This window comes from Thermocladium sp. ECH_B (genome assembly GCA_001516585.1).
Taxonomy (GTDB): domain Archaea; phylum Thermoproteota; class Thermoprotei; order Thermoproteales; family Thermocladiaceae; genus Thermocladium.
This window is the reverse complement of sequence record LOBW01000008.1, coordinates 18,571-37,792: the sequence shown is the minus strand read 5'-3', so window position 1 is coordinate 37,792 and position 19,222 is coordinate 18,571. Positions and strand designations below refer to the sequence as shown.

Annotated in this window: 15 protein-coding genes and 2 tRNA genes; 11 read left to right on the top strand and 6 right to left on the bottom strand. The window is 46.3% G+C overall.

The features are described 5' to 3' along the window. Positions 1 to 2: 2 nt before the first annotated feature. The 3 genes from AT710_01995 (at position 3) to AT710_01985 (ending at position 3,669) form a co-directional block, all read left to right on the top strand. Positions 3 to 1,292 (top strand): hypothetical protein, encoded by a 1,290-nt coding sequence (locus AT710_01995; protein ID KUO92867.1) that lies wholly within the window; start codon positions 3 to 5, stop codon positions 1,290 to 1,292. After that, a complete protein-coding gene (locus AT710_01990) occupies positions 1,289 to 2,101 on the top strand; it encodes a hypothetical protein (protein KUO92866.1) in 813 nt (270 codons plus the stop codon). Before AT710_01995 ends, AT710_01990 begins: the two co-directional genes overlap by 4 nt. Before the next feature lie 194 nt (positions 2,102 to 2,295). Then, the gene (locus tag AT710_01985; GenBank protein ID KUO92865.1) at positions 2,296 to 3,669 is read left to right on the top strand and encodes a transposase; all 1,374 of its coding nucleotides are present in this window, start codon (positions 2,296 to 2,298) and stop codon (positions 3,667 to 3,669) included. Positions 3,670 to 3,801: 132 nt separating this feature from the next. On the opposite strand, the gene AT710_01980 is transcribed toward AT710_01985, so the two are convergent. Next, entirely contained in the window at positions 3,802 to 5,031 is a 1,230-nt protein-coding gene (locus AT710_01980) for an acyl-CoA dehydrogenase (GenBank protein ID KUO92864.1), read from the bottom strand. A 97-nt stretch (positions 5,032 to 5,128) separates the two neighbouring features. Between AT710_01980 and AT710_01975 the strand changes: the two genes are divergently transcribed. After that, entirely contained in the window at positions 5,129 to 6,784 is a 1,656-nt protein-coding gene (locus tag AT710_01975) for an AMP-dependent synthetase (protein ID KUO92863.1), read from the top strand. A 35-nt stretch (positions 6,785 to 6,819) separates the two neighbouring features. Here the strand turns inward: AT710_01975 and AT710_01970 are convergent, their stop codons facing one another. Continuing rightward, positions 6,820 to 7,509 (bottom strand): triose-phosphate isomerase, encoded by a 690-nt coding sequence (locus AT710_01970; GenBank protein ID KUO92862.1) that lies wholly within the window; start codon positions 7,507 to 7,509, stop codon positions 6,820 to 6,822. A 135-nt stretch (positions 7,510 to 7,644) separates the two neighbouring features. Continuing rightward, the gene (locus AT710_01965) at positions 7,645 to 8,817 is read right to left on the bottom strand and encodes a fructose 1,6-bisphosphatase (GenBank protein ID KUO92861.1); all 1,173 of its coding nucleotides are present in this window, start codon (positions 8,815 to 8,817) and stop codon (positions 7,645 to 7,647) included. A gap of 208 nt (positions 8,818 to 9,025) precedes the next feature. Between AT710_01965 and AT710_01960 the strand changes: the two genes are divergently transcribed. From AT710_01960 to AT710_01950, 3 genes are all read left to right on the top strand, one after another. Beyond that, positions 9,026 to 9,101: transfer RNA gene (locus tag AT710_01960), tRNA-Trp, on the top strand. Positions 9,102 to 9,194: 93 nt separating this feature from the next. Beyond that, positions 9,195 to 10,781: a hypothetical protein gene (locus AT710_01955; protein ID KUO92860.1), complete on the top strand. Its 1,587-nt coding sequence runs from the start codon at positions 9,195 to 9,197 to the stop codon at positions 10,779 to 10,781. Then, positions 10,778 to 11,908, top strand: a complete 1,131-nt coding sequence (locus AT710_01950; GenBank protein ID KUO92859.1) for a hypothetical protein — start codon at positions 10,778 to 10,780, stop codon at positions 11,906 to 11,908. Before AT710_01955 ends, AT710_01950 begins: the two co-directional genes overlap by 4 nt. An 81-nt stretch (positions 11,909 to 11,989) precedes the next feature. On the opposite strand, the gene AT710_01945 is transcribed toward AT710_01950, so the two are convergent. After that, positions 11,990 to 13,348, bottom strand: coding sequence for a serine--tRNA ligase (locus tag AT710_01945; protein ID KUO92858.1), 1,359 nt, complete (start codon positions 13,346 to 13,348; stop codon positions 11,990 to 11,992). Positions 13,349 to 13,837: 489 nt separating this feature from the next. After that, complete coding sequence (locus tag AT710_01940) at positions 13,838 to 14,302, bottom strand: hypothetical protein (GenBank protein ID KUO92857.1); 465 nt, start codon at positions 14,300 to 14,302, stop codon at positions 13,838 to 13,840. 232 nt (positions 14,303 to 14,534) lie between these two features. Between AT710_01940 and AT710_01935 the strand changes: the two genes are divergently transcribed. Then, a complete protein-coding gene (locus AT710_01935) occupies positions 14,535 to 15,128 on the top strand; it encodes a hypothetical protein (GenBank protein ID KUO92856.1) in 594 nt (197 codons plus the stop codon). 129 nt (positions 15,129 to 15,257) lie between these two features. Continuing rightward, positions 15,258 to 15,359, top strand: a tRNA-Ser gene (locus AT710_01930). Positions 15,360 to 15,363: 4 nt separating this feature from the next. On the opposite strand, the gene AT710_01925 is transcribed toward AT710_01930, so the two are convergent. Next, positions 15,364 to 16,881, bottom strand: a complete 1,518-nt coding sequence (locus AT710_01925; GenBank protein ID KUO92855.1) for a hypothetical protein — start codon at positions 16,879 to 16,881, stop codon at positions 15,364 to 15,366. A 311-nt stretch (positions 16,882 to 17,192) separates the two neighbouring features. Between AT710_01925 and AT710_01920 the strand changes: the two genes are divergently transcribed. Together AT710_01920 and AT710_01915 are read left to right on the top strand one after the other, a co-directional pair. Beyond that, entirely contained in the window at positions 17,193 to 18,320 is a 1,128-nt protein-coding gene (locus AT710_01920) for a succinyl-CoA synthetase subunit beta (protein KUO92854.1), read from the top strand. Next, positions 18,320 to 19,192, top strand: coding sequence for a hypothetical protein (locus AT710_01915; protein ID KUO92853.1), 873 nt, complete (start codon positions 18,320 to 18,322; stop codon positions 19,190 to 19,192). Before AT710_01920 ends, AT710_01915 begins: the two co-directional genes overlap by 1 nt. Positions 19,193 to 19,222: the final 30 nt, after the last annotated feature.

Below are 19,222 nucleotides of genomic sequence, written 5' to 3'. Positions count from 1 at the left end.
TCATGAGGTACGACGTTCTTGAGCCGGCGTTATCCCCGGATGAGGAGAAGTTACTGGCTAGGGCTAGGGAGTATGTGCTTGAATCCAAGCTGGAGGACTCGGAGAAGGCATTCATGCAATTCCTAACACGGGCACGGGCTGGGCAGGATACCATTAGGAAGCTTCTATATTTCTTCAGGAGGGATATGAAGGGATACGGCAAGCTTGACCCAATAATGCGGGATCCCTATGTTGAGGACATCCATGTTAATGGGAGTGATGGGAGGGTATTCATATGGCATATAAGGTATGAAGGCATGAGAACCAACATAGTTCTGACCGAGGATGAGGTGAATTCACTAATAGCGAGGATATCCAACATAGTTAAGAGGCAAGTAAACACGGCTAACCCAATACTTGAGGGGTTACTGCCGGAGGGGGCTAGGGTCGAGGTTGTGCTGAGGGGAGTGGCCGCCAACGGCAATGCATTCACTATCAGGAAGTTCCGTGGAGTCCCGTACACCGTGATTGATTTGATTAGCCTGGAGACAAGTGACCCGGATGCCTTGGCTTACCTATGGATGGCGCTGGATAAGGAGCGCAACATAATCATTGTTGGGCCAACAGGGGCCGGGAAAACCACTCTACTAAATGCGCTCCTATTTCTCCTGAGGCCGGATGCCAGGATAATAACTATTGAGGACACGAGGGAATTGAGGCTGCTCCATGAGCAGTGGCTGCCCCTCCTCGTGCGGCCGGGCCACGGCGAGGAAGAGGAGGAGATAGACATGATGGATCTCCTCAAGATAGCCATGAGGATGAGGCCTGATTACCTAATAGTGGGCGAGGTTAGGGGTGAGGAGGCGTATGTCTTGTTCCAGGCATTCGCGAGCGGTCATCATGGATTAACCACGATTCACGCCGATAATGCCGATGGAGCCGTGAAGAGACTAGTCACTAAGCCAATGGATGTCCCCCTCGCGTTGCTCAGCATGGCTCACCTCTACGTCTCTGTGAAGAGAGTGAGGAGCGGGGCCGGCATAGTGAGGAGGGTGTGGGAGATCAAGGAGTTCCTTGATTACACGGATAGACCTGTCTTCGTTGATGTATTGACTAATAATAAGTTAAGCCTTGATAGGAGCGGCGTTGTGGCTAAGGATGAGTATGACGAATTAAGGCGGCGAAGCGACTTATTGCGGGAAATGGCTAAGCATGGACTCAGCGATTATAAGTCTGTCTTCCAAATAATTAAGAATTATTATCTTAATCCAGAAGGCACTCTGAGGATAGTGGAGACGGGTGGATTACCGTGAGGGACCCATTTATTAGCATTATAGAGAGGAATCACGCCAGGACGGGTTATGCATATGATAAGCGTGGACTCTCCGTCTTCGTGAGCGTAATGGAGTTGACTGCAATGATTGGCGCCGTGTCAATCTTTATTGGAATAGCGCTGGGGGAGGGATTAATCTCATTCACGGGGGAAGCCCTATTATTGGTTTCATTACTTGCACTGGGGTTTTCATCATTTTACCCCATTTACCTAGTATCGGTGCGGAGAAGCCATTTCGATAATAGATTCGTGTACACTCTTCTCCAATTATCTCCGCTCTTGTCCGCCGGGACCTCGATAAGTGATGCGATTAAGCATGCATATGATAATGAGGAGGACCCAGTGATAAAAAGGGAATTGGGATTAATTCTTAAGGATATGAGTAATGGAATAGATCCGGTGACCGCCCTTCGGCGAAGCGTTGAGAGGGTACCGTCCCACGCGTATAGGGATCCCATGAATATCCTAATAGAGGGAAGCATGTTGACATCAAAGATAGGCGAACTAATACTGGAGAAAAGCAACTCAATGCTCACAGATAAATTAACTAGGCTGAATAGGGTGGCCAGCGACTTAGGTATACTCTTCGAGGTTTACACATTGGCCGTAATGTTATTCCCACTACTCCTAACTGTATTATCGATGTCATTCTCTATACTGGGCAATATAGCCATTGGCCCAGTGCCAATAAATACCGCCGGCTTACTCTTCTTATTAACAGTATTCTACGTCCCCCTCGCCAGCTTAGTGTTCTACATAATATTCAGCATGTATGAATCCACGCTCTAACCGCTTATCCCCATACTTTCATCTTCTTACACCAGAGACCCCACCCGTACGAGCGAGGTAGTTTACAGAAAGCGGAAAGCCTCGCCCTTTAGGGCGGGGATGACTTCCTTATGTTTAATAGTTTGGCAAAGATTAAAATCCCCGCCCTCTTTTGATGGGGTAGGTTTAAATACTGGAAAAAGCGTCTCTTCTTGGTGCCCTCTCCTGGTCAATTTCTTGGGAATGAGGAGCGGAGGCCGATTCCCCCCGCAATACCGGGAGAGGACACCAAAGAAATTAAACACAATAAGAGAACCATTGTGATTCGCCTCCTACCAAATGGGTTTCAAGAAAGAAAGCTGAGGAGGCTAGCCGACACCTCCGCCAAATTATTTAATGAGATTAACTACGAGAGGAGGCAACAATTCTTCCATGGAGGAAAAGTGGACCTAAAGGGGACGTATGATGAGTATTATGGGAAGTATAGGGGTGAGTTGGGCAGCGCCAATGCACAACAAGTGCTTAATAAGAATAATGAGGCTTGGTCATCATTCTTCTCCCTCCTAAAACTGAGGAGGGAGGAGAAACTACCGCCCCACATGAACCGCGTTTCACCGCCAAGTTATTGGAAGGATGGGGAGACTGGAGGGAGGAAGCTAATGCTAGTCGTGAGGGAGGATAATTATGTGGTGGATGAGAAAAATCATAAGCTAATCCTCAAGTACTTCAAGATGGAAATTAGATTCACGGGTAGGTTGAGGTGGCACGGGAAACAAGGCAGACTAGAGATCTACTACGATGAGGTTAGGAATGCTTGGTATGCCTCCATTCCAGTGGAGGTTGGAGTTGAGAAAACGAAGAAGGGAAGGAGGAGCAAGCATATCCTTTGCGGCGAAAGGAAGAGCATTCAAGTTAAATCGCCTAAGGGGAGCAAAATGGCTTCAATAGATCTAGGCATCAATGTCTTGGCGAGCGTAGTGATCGATGATGGTACGTGGTTGCTCTATAAGGGGGTTAGGGCGAAGGAGGATTACTTCTATTTCGGGAAGAGGATAGCTGAGGCACAGTCCTTGTCAGACAAGATGAAGAATATTGAGGAGTATGAGGCGTATGATGAGCTTAATAGGGAGGGGAGGAGGCTTTTCAAGAAACTAACCAAGAGACTACTTCATTTGTATAGGAACTTCGCCTCCCATTTGCTCAAGATGCTTCATGAGCGAGGCGTATCAACCATCTACTTGGGTTACTCCTTCAACATTGCTCAGGATAAGGGCAATAAGTTCACCGTGAATTTGTGGTCTTATCGTAGACTCATGGAGGTCATTGAGTTGAAGGCTCAAGAATACGGTATTCGTGTGTTTGAGGTCATTGAGTATAATACTTCACGTATCTGTGCTTATCATGGCGTTAGGGTTGTGAGGGGGCCGAGGGGAGTAGTTAATTGCCCTAAAGGGCACAAGCTTCATTCCGACTTGAACGGCGCATTAAATATCTTGAAGAAGGCCACCGGCATAACGATCTCAGCAATAAAGAAGCCCCTCTCTTTTATCGTGGATCATAATCGAGTAGCGCCCGTGAAAGGGGCGTAACCCCCAAGACCTCGGGGAACCCTCGCCCTAAAGGCGGGGAGGAGGTCAGTCCAACCCAACCATAGGAATAATCCCTCAAATAAATTAGACAAAGCCTAGGCAAGGGAAAATTAGCGTTATTCCTTTCTCCAATTACATTTCTCCTCCAGATTCGCCGCCAAGTATGCCCTTATTCCTGAGTATTCTAACTAATTGCCTATAAGCCACTAAGCGCTGAATATTATTGGCGCCCTCATATATTTGAGTTATCTTGGCATCCCTTGCAAGCTTCTCAAGCCCAACCTCAGTGGTTATGCCGACTCCACCATGTAGATTTATTGCATCGGATATTATCTTCTCAGCCACCTCAGTGGCGTAGAATTTAGCCAGCGAAGCGGCGAAGGTGAATTCTGGCCTATTTTGATCAGCTAGGTAAGCAGCTAAGTACGTTAAGTAGCGGGCAGCCATTAATTCACTTAACATGTTTACCAGGGAGAACTCAACGGCCTCAAATGATGCTAAGGGCAACTCAAACGCCTTTCTTTGGTGAACATATGTAAATGCAGCCTCATAAGCGGCTTGAGCCATGCCGAGTCCCTGAGCTGCAACGCCTATCCTAGTTCTGTCAAATGTTTCCATCGCTATTAGGAATCCCATGCCCTCCATGCCGACCCTATTCTCGTCCGGCACCTCCACATTATCTAGAATTACTTCCCACGTATGGCTCCCCCTTAGGCCCATTTTATGTACCTTCATTCCAAGACTTAAGCCGGGGGTGTTTTTCTCCACTATGAATGCGGTGAGTCCCATCCATCTCCTCTTCCTATCAGGTGGGGGACTGGTTCTGGCGAATACTATTAAGTAATCCGCTAGATCAGCATTGCTGATGAATATTTTTCTACCATTTATGACCCACTTATTGCCCTTCTTCTCGGCCTTTGTTTGGAAGCCGGCAACATCGCTGCCACAGCATGGCTCGGTGGCCGCGAAGGCGCCGAACTTCTCGCCTTTGGCGAGCGGGGGCAAGTATTTCTTTTTCTGTTCCTCGTTTCCATAGATCAATAATGGTATTGAGAATAAGTCATTGGTTCCCATGACCACGGTAACCGCTGGCGATACTCTCGCTATTTCCTCGCTCAGTATCACAGTCATTATCGTGTCTCCGCCCTGCCCGCCATACTCCTCTGATAGGTGTAGTCCAAAGAATCCTTGTTGAGCCATTTTCTCGAGGAGGGGCTTCGGAACTTCATCTGTCTCATCTATTTGCGGCGCCAAGGGCTTTATCTCCTTCTCTACGAATTCCCGCACGGCTTTCCTGAACATTTCGTGCTCGGCCTTGAAGATTAATTGATAGTCGCCCAGTCCATCAAATGGAAATACCATATTTCTCGCTGAGATTTGATACTGGCTAGATTAAAAATATTACCTATATGTAGTGTAGAGCAGTAACATTTATTAGCGTGCTATACCTAGTAGATTCATGAGTTACTATGACTATCAACTAACAATAGACAAAATATTAAACTATGCTACATCATCATATCCCAATAGAGAGATTGTATATTGGCCATATAATGGTAAACGCGTGTCATTGACAAATAGGGAGTTCAATAGTAGGGTCAGGAAAGTTGCATCGCTATTGCTGGAGCTGGGGGTTAAGGCAGGTAAGCCCGGTGAACCCGGCACCAGGGTTGCTGTGCTGGATTGGAATTCCCTCAGGTATGGTGAATTATATTATGCCGTGCCATCCGTTGGAGCCACTCTTTTTACAGTTAACGTACGTCTAGCTCCACAAGAGATAATATACACAATGAACGCCGCAAAACCTGAACTACTATTCATAAATATAGATGATTTCTCCCCCCTCCTAAAGCCAATAATGGAAAACGTGAAATCGATAAAGGCAGTGATATATATGAGCGATGAAAACAAGGTGCCCAATAACGGTCTCGGAGCCAAGATGCTTAATTACTATGATGAAACCAATCGGCAAGGGGAAGCAAGTTTTCCAGAACTAGATGAAAGAACCCCAGCAACTATGCTATTCACGTCGGGAACCACGGGATTACCCAAGGGAGGCATACATACACATAGGGGACTGGTGCTTCATTCCTTAGCCACCATAGGCGCAGTGGTTCAGCCACCAATAGAATTACGAAACACGGACACCGCTATGCCTCTCGTCCCCATGTATCATGTACACGCATGGGGAATGCCATACTCCCTTCCATTGGCTGGGGTAAAGATGATCTATCCAGGAAAATTTGAGTGGGGCCACATGCTCCGATTAATAAATGAAGAGAAGGTAACATTCACAGCCGGCGTACCTACCATACTATACGCACTGCTTTCTCACCCGGACTCAAGCAAGTATGACTTGCATGGAGTCAAAATGATAATAGGAGGCGCCGCTCTACCCAAGGGATTACTGGATGCCTCTAATGCTAGGGGAATGATCGTCATAAGCGGCTACGGATTAACGGAGACGGCTCCCATACTCACAATTGCCCACCTGCGACCTGAGCACATGAATCTAAGCGATGAAGAGAAGAAGAATATAATGCTCAGAACAGGCCTCCCCGTTGCATTAGTTGACTTGAGGGTGGTGGATGAGTACGATAGAGATGTTCCTCCCGATGGCAAGACCATTGGGGAAATAGCCGTGCGTTCACCATGGTTATTCAAGGAATATATGGGTGATCCAGAGAAGACCAAGAATGCATGGCGTAATGGATGGTTCCATACAGGCGATGCAGCAGTTAAGTTCGAGGATGGCTACGTTAAAATAGTTGATAGAATGAAAGATGTGGTCAAATCGGGCGGCGAATGGATAAGCAGCCTTAGGCTAGAGGACTTAATATCCACCCACACAAGCGTTGCAGCAGTGGCAGTGATAGGCGTTTCACATGATAAGTGGGGCGAGAGACCAATTGCATTAGTGGTGCCAAAGAAGGGCCAGCAATTAAAGGAGGAGGATATCATACATCACTTAGAGCAATATGTAATTAAGGGCGTCATACCTAAGTGGTGGCTCCCGGATAAGGTAGTTATACTGGATGAATTGCCGTTAACCAGCACAGGCAAAGTCGATAAGAAGACGTTAAGGGACAAATATAATAATATATTAAAACAATAGAAACTAATAGTAATAAGGGCGGCAAACCTCGTCTTTTAAGGCGGGAATGAGGCCAATTGCAGTGGACGAGCTAATTCAAGCACCTTCTCCCGCCAATTCTTAGCCCTAACTATTGCACTAGCCACTAGAACTCCCTTGGTTCCCAACCTTAGGGCGGCCTCAACATCACTGCCGGATTCTATGCCTGCACCGGTGATAACATTGATGCCGGGATTTATCCTAGACACTAATTCAACGGTCCTAGTGATTACTCCAGGCTTCTCCTTGCTGACCGCCTTGCCTGTACCTATTAATTCCGGAGGCTCAACAGCCACGGCTGTGGGCGATAAGGCGGCAACCGCGGCACTTGATTCTGGATCCGGGGCGCACACTAATTGCTCCAGGCCGAGTTCCTTTGCCCTACCTATCANCCATGTCAAGTCATTCAATAATAATCTATGCTCACTATGATTAAGAATAACGCCNCGGGCCCCCGTTTCCTTAATCATTTCAAGAGGCGTGTAGCCTGTGGCTGCTCCCGGCCGTACCGGATCGGCGGATTGTGCGAATACATCTATTGACACGGCCTCAACTACCCTCCTCAACTCAGTGAGCGGCGGAGCAACGGCTATGGATACCCCCAGCTCTTTGGATACGTCTTCGGCCACTTTAGCTAATTGAACCGAGCCTTGACCTATTATTTCGGGATAGGCCTTCATGTTTATCACGAGAATTGGAAACCTCATGTATTATCCGTCGCTCCATTAATTATATAAACTTAGGGGGNTCACCGAATGACTTTAACTCTATTATTAATAGCTTCAAAGAAGAGGAGAACGGTTACACTCAGTTTTTCTGAGTTAGGAATTAACGATTAATATTCACTTAGAGGTCAATGATTTTAATGCGCCTTCCCTATCTTTCTCGTATTCATCCAGTGGAAGCGACTTAACCTCCTTTAGTACTTGTGAAATGGTTGTGTACTCCATTTCCTCAGGCGGCAATCTGTGAGGCATTATTGGACCCATTCTCCTTATATAGTCCGTGACGGTCGCCGCTAATTGCCGCGAGTAATCGAATACGGGATCATCGAATAAATCGACCGGGCCCTCTAGGTATCCATCATGCAATTGGAAGCCTAATGCACCGACCTTTGGTGGGCCATCGAACCTAGTCATCTTTGGTCCTAGAGCCATCTTCTTATCCAGCATGAATTGGGCGAATTTGGAGGGAGTGAGTGGACCCACGTGGCTTCCCCTCATCCATCCCTCCACTAAGTGGGGATACGCGAATGCCTCTAGAATCTCGCCGACCGCCGGTAAGCCATGTTGAGCCCTTATTATTGCCACCGGATCATCCTTACCAACATATTTGCCGGCTATCAGGTTGAGCCTCTCAACACTGGCCACAGCTCCCTGCACTAAATCCCGCTTCCTGTAAACTCTCCTAACTATATACCTGCCCGGTGTTCCAATCAATCCAAGTAACCTATACATGTCCTCCGGCATCCTTAACAAGAATACTTGGGCCTCCTTGACGTCTATTACCTCAAATATGAATCCCTCCGCCATGGCTGGATCAATAACTAATCCAGCGGTATTAAATGGATCGGCAAACATTTTATAGAACGGTAAATTAAAGGCGCCTGGCTCAGTCTTATCGGCGGCGACCACTATTATTGGCTCGCTGCCTCGTTCCTCGAACTCCATTTCGGCGACTTGAGGCCCCATTCCCCTAATGTTTCCGGAGAATGAATCTTTAAGGAGGTCTTGGCCAGCGCCGTATAGCCTCACCTTCTTTGCTATTGATTCCGTGGCGTCTCTAAATATGTTCCAAGCTATTTCATGAATAGATGCATTGTTGGGTCCCTTGTTGTGGGTCATTAATAGGCTCATATCATCCCCTACATTAAACACGAAGTAATCAATTATTGATCCATTCCTAACCTCAGAAGCCAATCTATCCGCTGCATACTCGAGTATCTTTGGATGAACCCAAGCGTGTCCAGGGAGCCCCCCTATGTCTGCCTTTATTATGGATATTGTGGTTCTCATATTAAGTGTAATAAATATAATCGTTAATAAATATTAGTGCTGAGTATACTAAGTGTTCCCATCCCTCTCTCAAGGGCCGATATTCATCCCTCCATGAACCTCTAAACAGAGCCCAACGCACCTAATTCTAAGATAAATTAGAGAACGGGGAAATCGATGGTTGTTGTTAAGGTAAAAAATAAAAAGACAACAACTAGGCGGAACCAGAGGGCCCGTAGCTCAGCAAGGTTCAGAGCGGCAGGCTCCAGACCTGTTGGTCGGGGGTTCAAGTCCCTCCGGGCCCACTAGTTCTTTGAATTAATGATGCAAAAATCGAGAAAAATGATTAGGCCACTGTATAAAACTATTTAACTCGGTATTGTTAGGCATAATATATAATGCCCGCCAACATAACAAGTGGCCTCGATGAATTGGTGGATAAGGTTGGCTATAACATGACAATGATATTATACCAATTTAATCATTACATGGATGTAGAGAAGACCAGTTTGCAGAACATAAGCAGCTATATCAATAATAGTTCACCCATTGGAGTCACAGTCAGTCATCCTGCAAGTTATGCCATACCGCTATTATTGATAATGTACGTGATATACTCCATCTTCCTCGCATTATCCGCCATCCAAGTAATTGCCATACTGCACTCCGGTCTCTATCTATTCAAGGACCCGAGGAAAAGCGGCATTCATTACCCGCCGAGGACAAGACCATTCGTATCGATCATTATCCCGGTCAAGAATGAGGCCATGGATGTCATTGAGAAAGTCCTAAAGAATGTGGCTAGCCTAAGTTATCCCAGGGATAAGTTTGAAGCCATAGTGGTGAGCGATGATGATGAAGAGGCGTTTTCCTCCATAGAAGCCATCACCATGAAGTACTCAAAGCTATATGGGGTTAGGATGACTGCAATAAATAGGAAATCACCCATAGGCTATAAGGGAGGCGCGATTAATTATGCTATTCAATTCTCAAAGGGCGAATTAATAATGGTGCTTGACGCAGATACTGAGGTCCCGCCTAATTACCTAATGTACGCCGTGAGTTACATGGAGGCTGGATACGATATGGTGGGGGCAGTCTATAGGGGGCGACCAGCCATACCCACAGCCACCAGCAAGGCCATAAAGGTGGTTTACGATATATTCAATGAGATAATAATCCTGGGCAGATTCCTCAGCAGGCAGAAGTGGGGATTCTCAATGATAATGGGCACCAACTTCGTGATAAGGAGGGAAACACTGATGAGGGTTGGAGGGATCTGCCACTGTACTGCGGATGATATGGATCTCTCGCTCAAGGTTAAAATGAGCGGGGGTCGAGTTGCAGTGATGAGGGAAGTCACTGCCATCAGTGAAGTCACGAGCACATACATGGCTCTAAAGGCACAAAACATACGGTGGTCCTCCAATGACTCCATAATACTGAGGAGATACTTTAGGCGCATAATTAAGAGCGATATGCCAATCATTGATAAGATAGATATATTGCTATGGTTAACTAAGTACCCGCTCTTATCCCTAGGCGGATTATCAATCTTCATCTCAATAATATTATCGATATTCGGGGTAATTCTTCCTCCATTCTACGTCTTGGCGCTGGAGGGAATCAATATAATTCTCCTCCTCGGGTTCCTCACGCTGATGCTTGCCATAGCCAGAAAAATGAATTATGGAATAATGACGATGATATTTAGCCTAACCACAATGAGCATAATGGGCTTCTCCATATCCTTCGCCATAATATACCACTACATAGAAGCCATGTTTAAGGATCTTGAATGGATATACACGCCGAAGGGCAGTAAAGCAGCCATGCGAGTTAATGGACTATTAATGGAGAAGGCGCTAACGGTGATCTTCATAATGACATCGATAATACTATTCATCCTTGGCTATTACATGGCATTCATATACTCAACCATTGGAGCCATAATAATGATACTCACAATGAGGAGGGCCAAATGAGCGGCAAGTACGATCTGATAGTGGTTGGAAGCGGGCCAGCGGGATCTGCGGCCGCCATAACGGCTTCACGGCTCGGCTTAAAAGTATTGATTTTAGATAAGGCGCAACACCCCAGGGTAAAGCCATGTGGAGGAGGATTAACCCCGAAATCGAGGAGTCTGCTTAAGTGGCTTAAGGTCGATATGGATGACCTAGTGCTAAGTGAGTGTAGGGATGTATATGTAGCTAATTACGCAGGAACCTTTATGCTGCGATCAAGAATTCCATTAATAAGCGTGACGAAGAGGGAGGAATTCGATAAGAGGCTTTTCGATGAAGCAAGTATGGGGGCTGAGTACGAGAACAAGGAGGTGATTAAGGCCATCAATCATAAGAATCACGTGGAGATAATTACGCGGAGCGGAGAGACGTATATGTCCAGCATGGTTATAGCGGCCGATGGAGCGCCCTCCAGGGTTGCTGCATCACTTGGCTTAATCAATGAGAAGAGCGCCGCTGCAGTCATGAGCATAGCTAAGGGTCCCAGCGACTTGCCTTGCCTACTGGACTTTACCGCTGTTAAGTATGGATATGCCTGGATATTTCCTCAATCGAATGGATACTATGATATTGGGTTAGGATCAATAATTAAGCAGAGATATGGTTCACGGCTAGATGAGTATGCGACCAGATGGGGCCTTAAGAGTGGTAAAGTGCTTGGCCACTTAATACCATTTACCAATATAGAGCCTGTAATTGGGAGAACAATGTTCGCTGGGGACGCGCTTGGAGTGGCCGATCCAACAACGGGAGAGGGAATTTATCAATCCATGTACACTGGAATAGCTGCGGCATATGCTGCCTACGCGTCACTTAAGCGTGGAGAGGAACCGGTGATTTATAGGCGATTAGTAAGCAATTTACTGAGCAATAATAGATTAGCCAACGCATTATCGCTTTTCGTGTATGGATTAGATACGCAATTCTTCAGTAGGTTCCTAGGCACCACTGGATACGCAAGCAGTGACGTTAAGGAACTCCTTATCAAGTTGATAAGCGGCAATACTTGGTATGGAGGCGTCATTAAGTTCATTTCGATGAGGATGCCTAAATACGCCATTAGGGCAATAATAAATGGATTAACATAGCCCTATAGCACTGCAGTACACTGATGCCCCGCCTCCCTAGAAGGAGCTATTCTAGTCCTCTTGTGTGATGATTCAGTCTAATTACTTGCCCCTAGGATGAATGACGTCCTTTGGAGCTGCTTGGAATGGCTCTAAGTACTTTCTAAGCACTCTCGGTATTATTATTGTGCCGTCGGGCTGCTGATTATTCTCCAGTATAGCCGTTATTGTTCTAGTGCTGGCTATAGCCGTACTATTTAATGTGTGAACGTATTCCCTATTCATTCCTTTCCTCAATACCCTTATCCTAAGCTTAACGGATTGCCAATCAAGGACGTTGCTGCAGGAAACCATTTCCCTATATGTTCCTTGGGCCGGCATCCATGCCTCTAAGTCGTACTGCTTAGCCGCGGCCCTCCCCATGTCGCTGGGGCACACCAGCACTACCCTGAACGGTATTTCCAAGCCCTCCCATATCTCCTTGGCATTGCTTAGGAGAGACTCATGCCACTTCCAGCTATCCTCGGGGAGGGAGAATACGAACTGCTCGACCTTATGGAACTGATGCACCCTGAATATCCCCTTCAGATCCCTATTAACCGCGCCCGCCTCTCTCCTGAATGCTGGGGAGAAGCCCGCCATCAGTATAGGTAAATCGCTCTCCAGTAATTCCCTATCGCGGAGATAAGCCGCTATTGGGTGCTCCGCTGTCCCTATTAGGTAGAGGTCCTCGTTCTCTATCTTATAAATGGAGTCCTTAAAGGCCTCCAAGTCTATCACTGAGCTTATCACTTCATGCTTCAGCATGTAGGGTGGAACCACTAATTGAAAACCCTTCCGAGACAAGAAGTCTAATGCATACATTATTAATGCGAAGTCCAACCATACTATATCATTAAATATATAATAAAACCTGCTTCCAGCAACTTCACCCGCCTTCTGAGTGTCTCCAAGCCTTAGAATATTCTCAAGCAAATCAGCGTGACCCACCGGCTTCCAATCTATTACTTCATAATCCACACCCACGTACTGCGACTGGAATTGATTCACTATATCCCGCCATACCTTTGGACGACCATGATACGTTATTGGAGTCGATTCGCCGCCGCCCTTACATGCCTCATACACCGATTCATGAATCAAATTAGGCAATCGCATAAGCAATGAGTTTCTTTTATCCTCAATAGCATTAAGCTCATTCTCTTTTCTCCTTATTTCCTCAAGCAATTGTTTTGCATTATTTATTAATTCGCCTCTCTTGTCTGGAGATGCCTTGCTTACTTCCCTCGTCATAACGTTATGTCTATGCCTCAATTCATCTACCTCCGCCTTGATTTTCTTCCATTCTTGATCCAATGAGGCAAACTCGTCAACTAGCGAGGCATCATAGCCCCTGGATTGAAGCATTCTCTTAACCGAGTCCGGTCTCCGCCTTATTTCCTCCAATAAAGACCAACTCATAAACCATTAATGCTTGCAACTACATGTTTTTAATTTTTAGGGATATCGATTCAGCCCTAAGGAACGATCCGGTAGTCACTCAATGGTAAACCTCTCAATATACAATTTCTCTTAGGTACTTCATTGTTACCGAGTTGGGATAGAGCGAATTTAATATAAATCACTCCATTCCTCACCTCAATGCCATTGCTCCTCTCATCATACAACACATATCTTTAACCGAATTCCCTAATAACTTCATCAAGCCTAGGGCTTCCATCATGGGCGGAGCAAAACATCATCCCTCATTATACCCTTCCTCGCCTCGTGGCGCGGATCCCCTCTCGGAGAGCCGATTCCCCTCGGCCCGCAGCGGATTCATCGAGCGGAACCGCCCCGCGCGGATTGGGTTGTGGATCGCGCCCTGGCGTAAGATGACTTTCAGCTCTTTAATCCCCGTTAAGTTAATTAAATTCATTGGCGTAGCTACCTGTGAATTCCGCAGCAAGCCTAACCATTTCTATATATTGGCGATGTTATTCTCACTATGAAATACTCATCCGAATTAATCACCTTGGCTCTGAATTCATCTGCTATTGCCATTATTTTATTCTTAATTACGACGAGACTACTATTGAATAGCGGAGTGGAGACCCAGCCCCTATCGCTCTGTATGCCTATTATTATTAATTCCCGCGCGGCGTTGAGTGCCTCGCTCACTTCTCGAGATATGTATCTAACATCATTAAATGCAGCATGTGCAATCAATTCATCAAATGCTCCCTGCCTAAACGGCAGTAGATAATTAACCGCTATAACTAAGTCGCTTCCAATGGATTCAAACTCATTTAGGTAACGAACTACCGCGGTATCGAAATCGCTAGTTACATAAGTTGCACTAATGCTTAGGGGTAACCAAGCCTCTCCCGTCACTGCTATACGTCCCCGTAATTCCGCTGCGACTTTACTCAGCATGTAAGCCCGCATGGAGTGGCGACCTAAATAACCTTTTCCACAAAGAGTCATGCGGCGGGCGAGGGGTCTCGTCCTTCCTATAGGGCTAGATCCAGCCCCAAAGGCATCTCGCATAGTCCCTTTATGGAAAAGCGCAATACACATCAATTTGAGCGAATAGCATAATGCATTGCACTCTATTATTGATTTTTATAAATAATAGCGTTATTTATTATGTATTATAGGAATTCGTATGAATCTCTATAAAGTATCCGGCATAATAATATTGGTGGGGGCGGTTGGATTTATTCTAGCAATGAATGTGGCGGAGTTCTTGTTCCCAGGTTATAGCGTCTCAAACAATTACATAAGTGACTTGGGCGCAATGTGTAGAGCAGGTTCATGCACGATAGTTCAACCCTCGTCAATCATATTCAATACATCGATGGTGATACTCGGCATATTAATAATAGCGGCATCCATGTTGCTACTTAAATCGAAGGCATTCAAGTTATTCCCCATATTTTTCACTATTTCCGGCATAGGTGCAGTAATGGTCGGCATATTCCCAGAATACACAGGAAGCCTCCACTCCATTTCAGCATTAATAGTATTCCTCTTTGGGGGATTGGCCGCAATATCATCATATAAATTACAGAGGACGCCCATGAACATCATTTCCATACTCCTCGGGATCACTACCCTAGTCGCGTTAGCGCTATATATAGAGGGCAAATACTTGGGACTGGGACCTGGGGGAATGGAGCGAATGATTGTATATCCAGCGCTACTATGGGGGATCATAATTGGTTCATATATTGCCGGCAGAAGCGATGGCCCTAATTAACCCAAAGACTGATATTGCCATAGTGAGCCGCAATAATCGCTAGCTTAGGGATTAAACAGCGTTACCATTAATTGGACACGCAGTATCTACGAATAAAATTAAAAACCACTATTCATGAATCCTATCAAAGCCGGGGTGGCCGAGCGGCCCAAGGCGCGGGACTCGAGACCCAGCAGCAAGTCATCCCGTCCCCGAGAGGGGGCCCGGGTTCAAATCCCGGCCCCGGCGCCAAAAATTAATTGCCTAGCTTTATCATTCCTAGCTCCTCAAGCGTGGTGAGGTATCTCATTATTAATTCCTTATTTGCATTGGGGTACTCATTCATTATCATGGTTATTAGGGAACCGGTATCGCTTGCGTACTCCATAGTTATCGGTATTAGCGATAGGAAGAGAGATTTATTGAAACTCTCATCCAATATATCCATTACCCAAGTATTTGAAAGCAATTGGTGGTCTATTATGGGGCCCTTGAATAGTTTCCGTAAGCTCTCGCCCGGGGGATTGTGGGGTTGCTGGGCCGTGCCATCTATTCGTCTACGGGCATTCTTTAACTCGATGTAATTGCTGATCAAGTCGCTGTTTGGTTCCTTATACTCATTAATGCTCTTAGCCACTGCTGATGCAATGCCCGTCAGCATCTCTAGGCTTACCTTATCAAGCGTATCTAGACTTGAGTGGTAGAATTTATCGGGCCATTGATTAAGCATTACGGTTGGTATCTTGAATGAGAGTAATACATCGTGATCACTTCCGGCTTCATAATTAGATATATCCATCCGAATGCCCCATACCTTATTGGAGTTATTGAACGTATTAACGGTGAATATTGACCTGAGGGATCTATATATTAATGCCTCTAGCGGAGTCCCCATGAAGTTAGGCGGATTTATCTGTATTAGGGTAGATCCAGTGATGCTCTGATTTTCGCCAACCATATCTAGGTTAACAAATGCTTCCTGCCTTAACTTGCTGCCTTTCTCCAACATGAATGCATATGATCCCCAGTACTCCGGCACGAATACGTGAAGCGCCTTAGCTTGTCTGGCAACCAGTATATTGGCTACCGTGCCGCTTAGATTATCATTATATGTCTCATATGGATGGCAATAATGGCTTATCACGCCGATGCTTGCATCATCATCGCCGGCCACTATTACGGGCATCTTTGCATTTAACCTATAACGGCTCTGAACAGNCATTGAAACGATATTGCCGGTTAATTTGCCCACGATTTCCCTTGGTATAGACATGACCGGGATGCCATTCTCGTTCTCCTTAAGGAATAGGCCCATATACGGGAATGCCTCGCTTGGAGCGTCCTCCCTATAGAGAAGGAGGCCCACGGCGCCCGACTTAACCGCGTTCCTATAAACTGTGAATGGATTGCCCCTCGCTATTACTATCTTTCCATCTACATTAACCATGGGATCCTCGCCATCCCCAACATAAACCGCCACTCCACGGGCCTCGCCGGGTGGGCTATAGGCCGTTACCAGTAGTGGCGAATCATTCGTTGTTATTCTTTTTCCATTCCATTCAAGCTCGCCATACTCGAGATCCCAACCAATAGGGGCCTTAAACTTATCATACTCCCTATTATAATAATAATTAATGATTTCATTTGGTATCCCCAACTCATCTAGTTGATCCTTGATGAATTCAGCTGCATCCTCAAGTCCACTGCTTCCCTGTATTCTATGATACTTAGCAAGCTCCACCAATAACCGTAGCGCTAGGTCCCTACCGTTCACGTATAAAGGGTGAGGAGCCTATACATATAAATCAGACCTCTCGTTAACCATGATGGGGATAGCTCAATTACATTCAATTATTTAAATGAGGGACTCCATCCATAGAAAATAGGGGGAATCCCTAATATTCCAGTCCTTCTTCATGCCATTCCTCCGAAGGCAAAGCAATAAATGAGGGGGACGCAATAAACCCCATCCTTTTAGGGCTGGGAGGGGAACGCCGCACGGAGCGATCATTAACCTATATATGAAGGCGGAGTTGCCATTTCATGGCGGTAAAATTTTTTTACTCAAGTAATTTGCATCACTGCATGAGGTTACTGGAGTATAAGGGTAAAGATTTGCTGTATAAATATGGGGTTGAGAAGCCTCGAGGCATCGTCATCAGTTCCCCCGATCAAGTCGATGCCGGGCTTAAGTACCCCGTCTTCGTTAAGGCGCAAGTACCATTTGCTGGAAGGGCTAAAATGGGGCTCGTCAAGAAGGCGAATAATATTGATGAGGCTAAGGCAATATCCAAGGAATACCTTGGACGCGTGATCCAAGACTTCCCCATAAAGAAGGTCCTACTGGAGGAAGGCTCCCCAATAAAGAAGGAGTACTATATATCGATGACCGTTGATAGAACCAATGAGCGATACTTAATATTAGCATCTCCCGAGGGCGGCATAGATATAGAGGAGGTAGCTAAGGAGCATCCCGAAAAAATATTTAGGGGCGGCTTCCACCCATTCGCTGGGTTACGGGATTACCTAGTTAACGATTTGACGAAATTCATGGGCATAAGCGGGCCCCAAGCCAAGTCATTTGCGGCTGTTGTATATGCAATGTATAGGGTAATGATGGATTACGATGCAGAGCTTGTGGAGATAAATCCACTGGCTTTAACCGAGGATGGACGATTCATAGCTATTGATGTTAAGATAATGGTTGATGATAACGCCTTATTTAGGCATAACGACATAAACGTCGAGGAGGAGGGTGATTTAACTAGGGAGGAATTGGAGGCTAGGGCAGCCGGGTTCCATTACGTTGAGTTACCGGGGGATATCGGTATAATAGGAAATGGAGCCGGCCTCACCATGGCTACAATGGATCTGGTTAAGGAGNATGGGGGTGAGCCAGCGGATTTCCTTGATATAGGAGGAGGGGCAAGCAGGGATATCGTTAAGTCCGCGTTGACTCTCCTGCTGAAGGATGCCAGGATAAAGGCTATTTTAATGAATATATTTGGGGGAATAACAAGGGGTGACGAGGTAGCCTATGGAGTCATCGAGGCGATAAAGGAGATCGGCGTATCTAAGCCGATATTCATTAGGTTAAAGGGCACCAATGAGGAGGAGGGGCGGAAGATCCTTGCCCCACTAAATATTAAAATATATGATACGGCTGAGGATGCTGTGCAGGACTTAATTAAGGCAGTGAGGGGTGGTAGGTAATGATACTGGTCAACTCTAATACCAAGGTAATAGTGCAAGGCATAACTGGAAGCGAGGGGTCACGGCATACCCAATACATGCTTCAATATGGGACAAAGGTAGTTGGGGGAGACACGCCGGGTAAGGGAGGACAAACAGTTGCTGGAGTGCCTGTATTTGATTCCGTGGAGGAAGCAGTCGCTAAAACAGGCGCTAATACCTCAATAATCTTCGTACCAGCCAGGTTCGCGGCGGATGCCGCATTTGAGGCAATAGATGCCGGGTTAGGGTTAGTCGTCGTGATAACAGAGCACATACCTATCCACGACGCGCTACTATTCGTGAACTATGCTAAGTATAGGGGAACAACAATTGTTGGGCCTAATTGCCCTGGCGTGATAAGCCCCACCGTAAGCAAGGTAGGCATACTTCCCAACAGCATTTATAATAGGAAGGGCCCGATAGGCATGATCTCCAGGAGCGGCACCTTAACATATGAATTATCGTATCTTCTATCCCAGGCAGGCCTTGGACAAAGCACCGTGGTGGGGGTTGGGGGAGACCCAATAACCGGCATAGATGCCGTTGAGACCGCCATGATGTTTGAGAAAGACGAGGAAACCAAGTTAATAGTGGCCGTCGGGGAAATCGGCGGCGATGCCGAGGAGAGGCTGGCGAAGGCGATAATGGAGGGAAAAATAACGAAGCCAGTGGTTGGATTCATTGCTGGACGAACGGCGCCCCCCGGTAAAAGGATGGGACACGCCGGCGCAATAGTATCAATGGGTATGGGTACCTATGCTGGGAAAGTGGAGGCACTTAAGAATGCCGGTGTGCCTGTCGCTAAGACGCCTCTCGAGGTAGTGAAGCTAGTTAAGGAAAGATTCCATTAAGATCCGGTTCTCGTTTCTTTTCCACCAAAA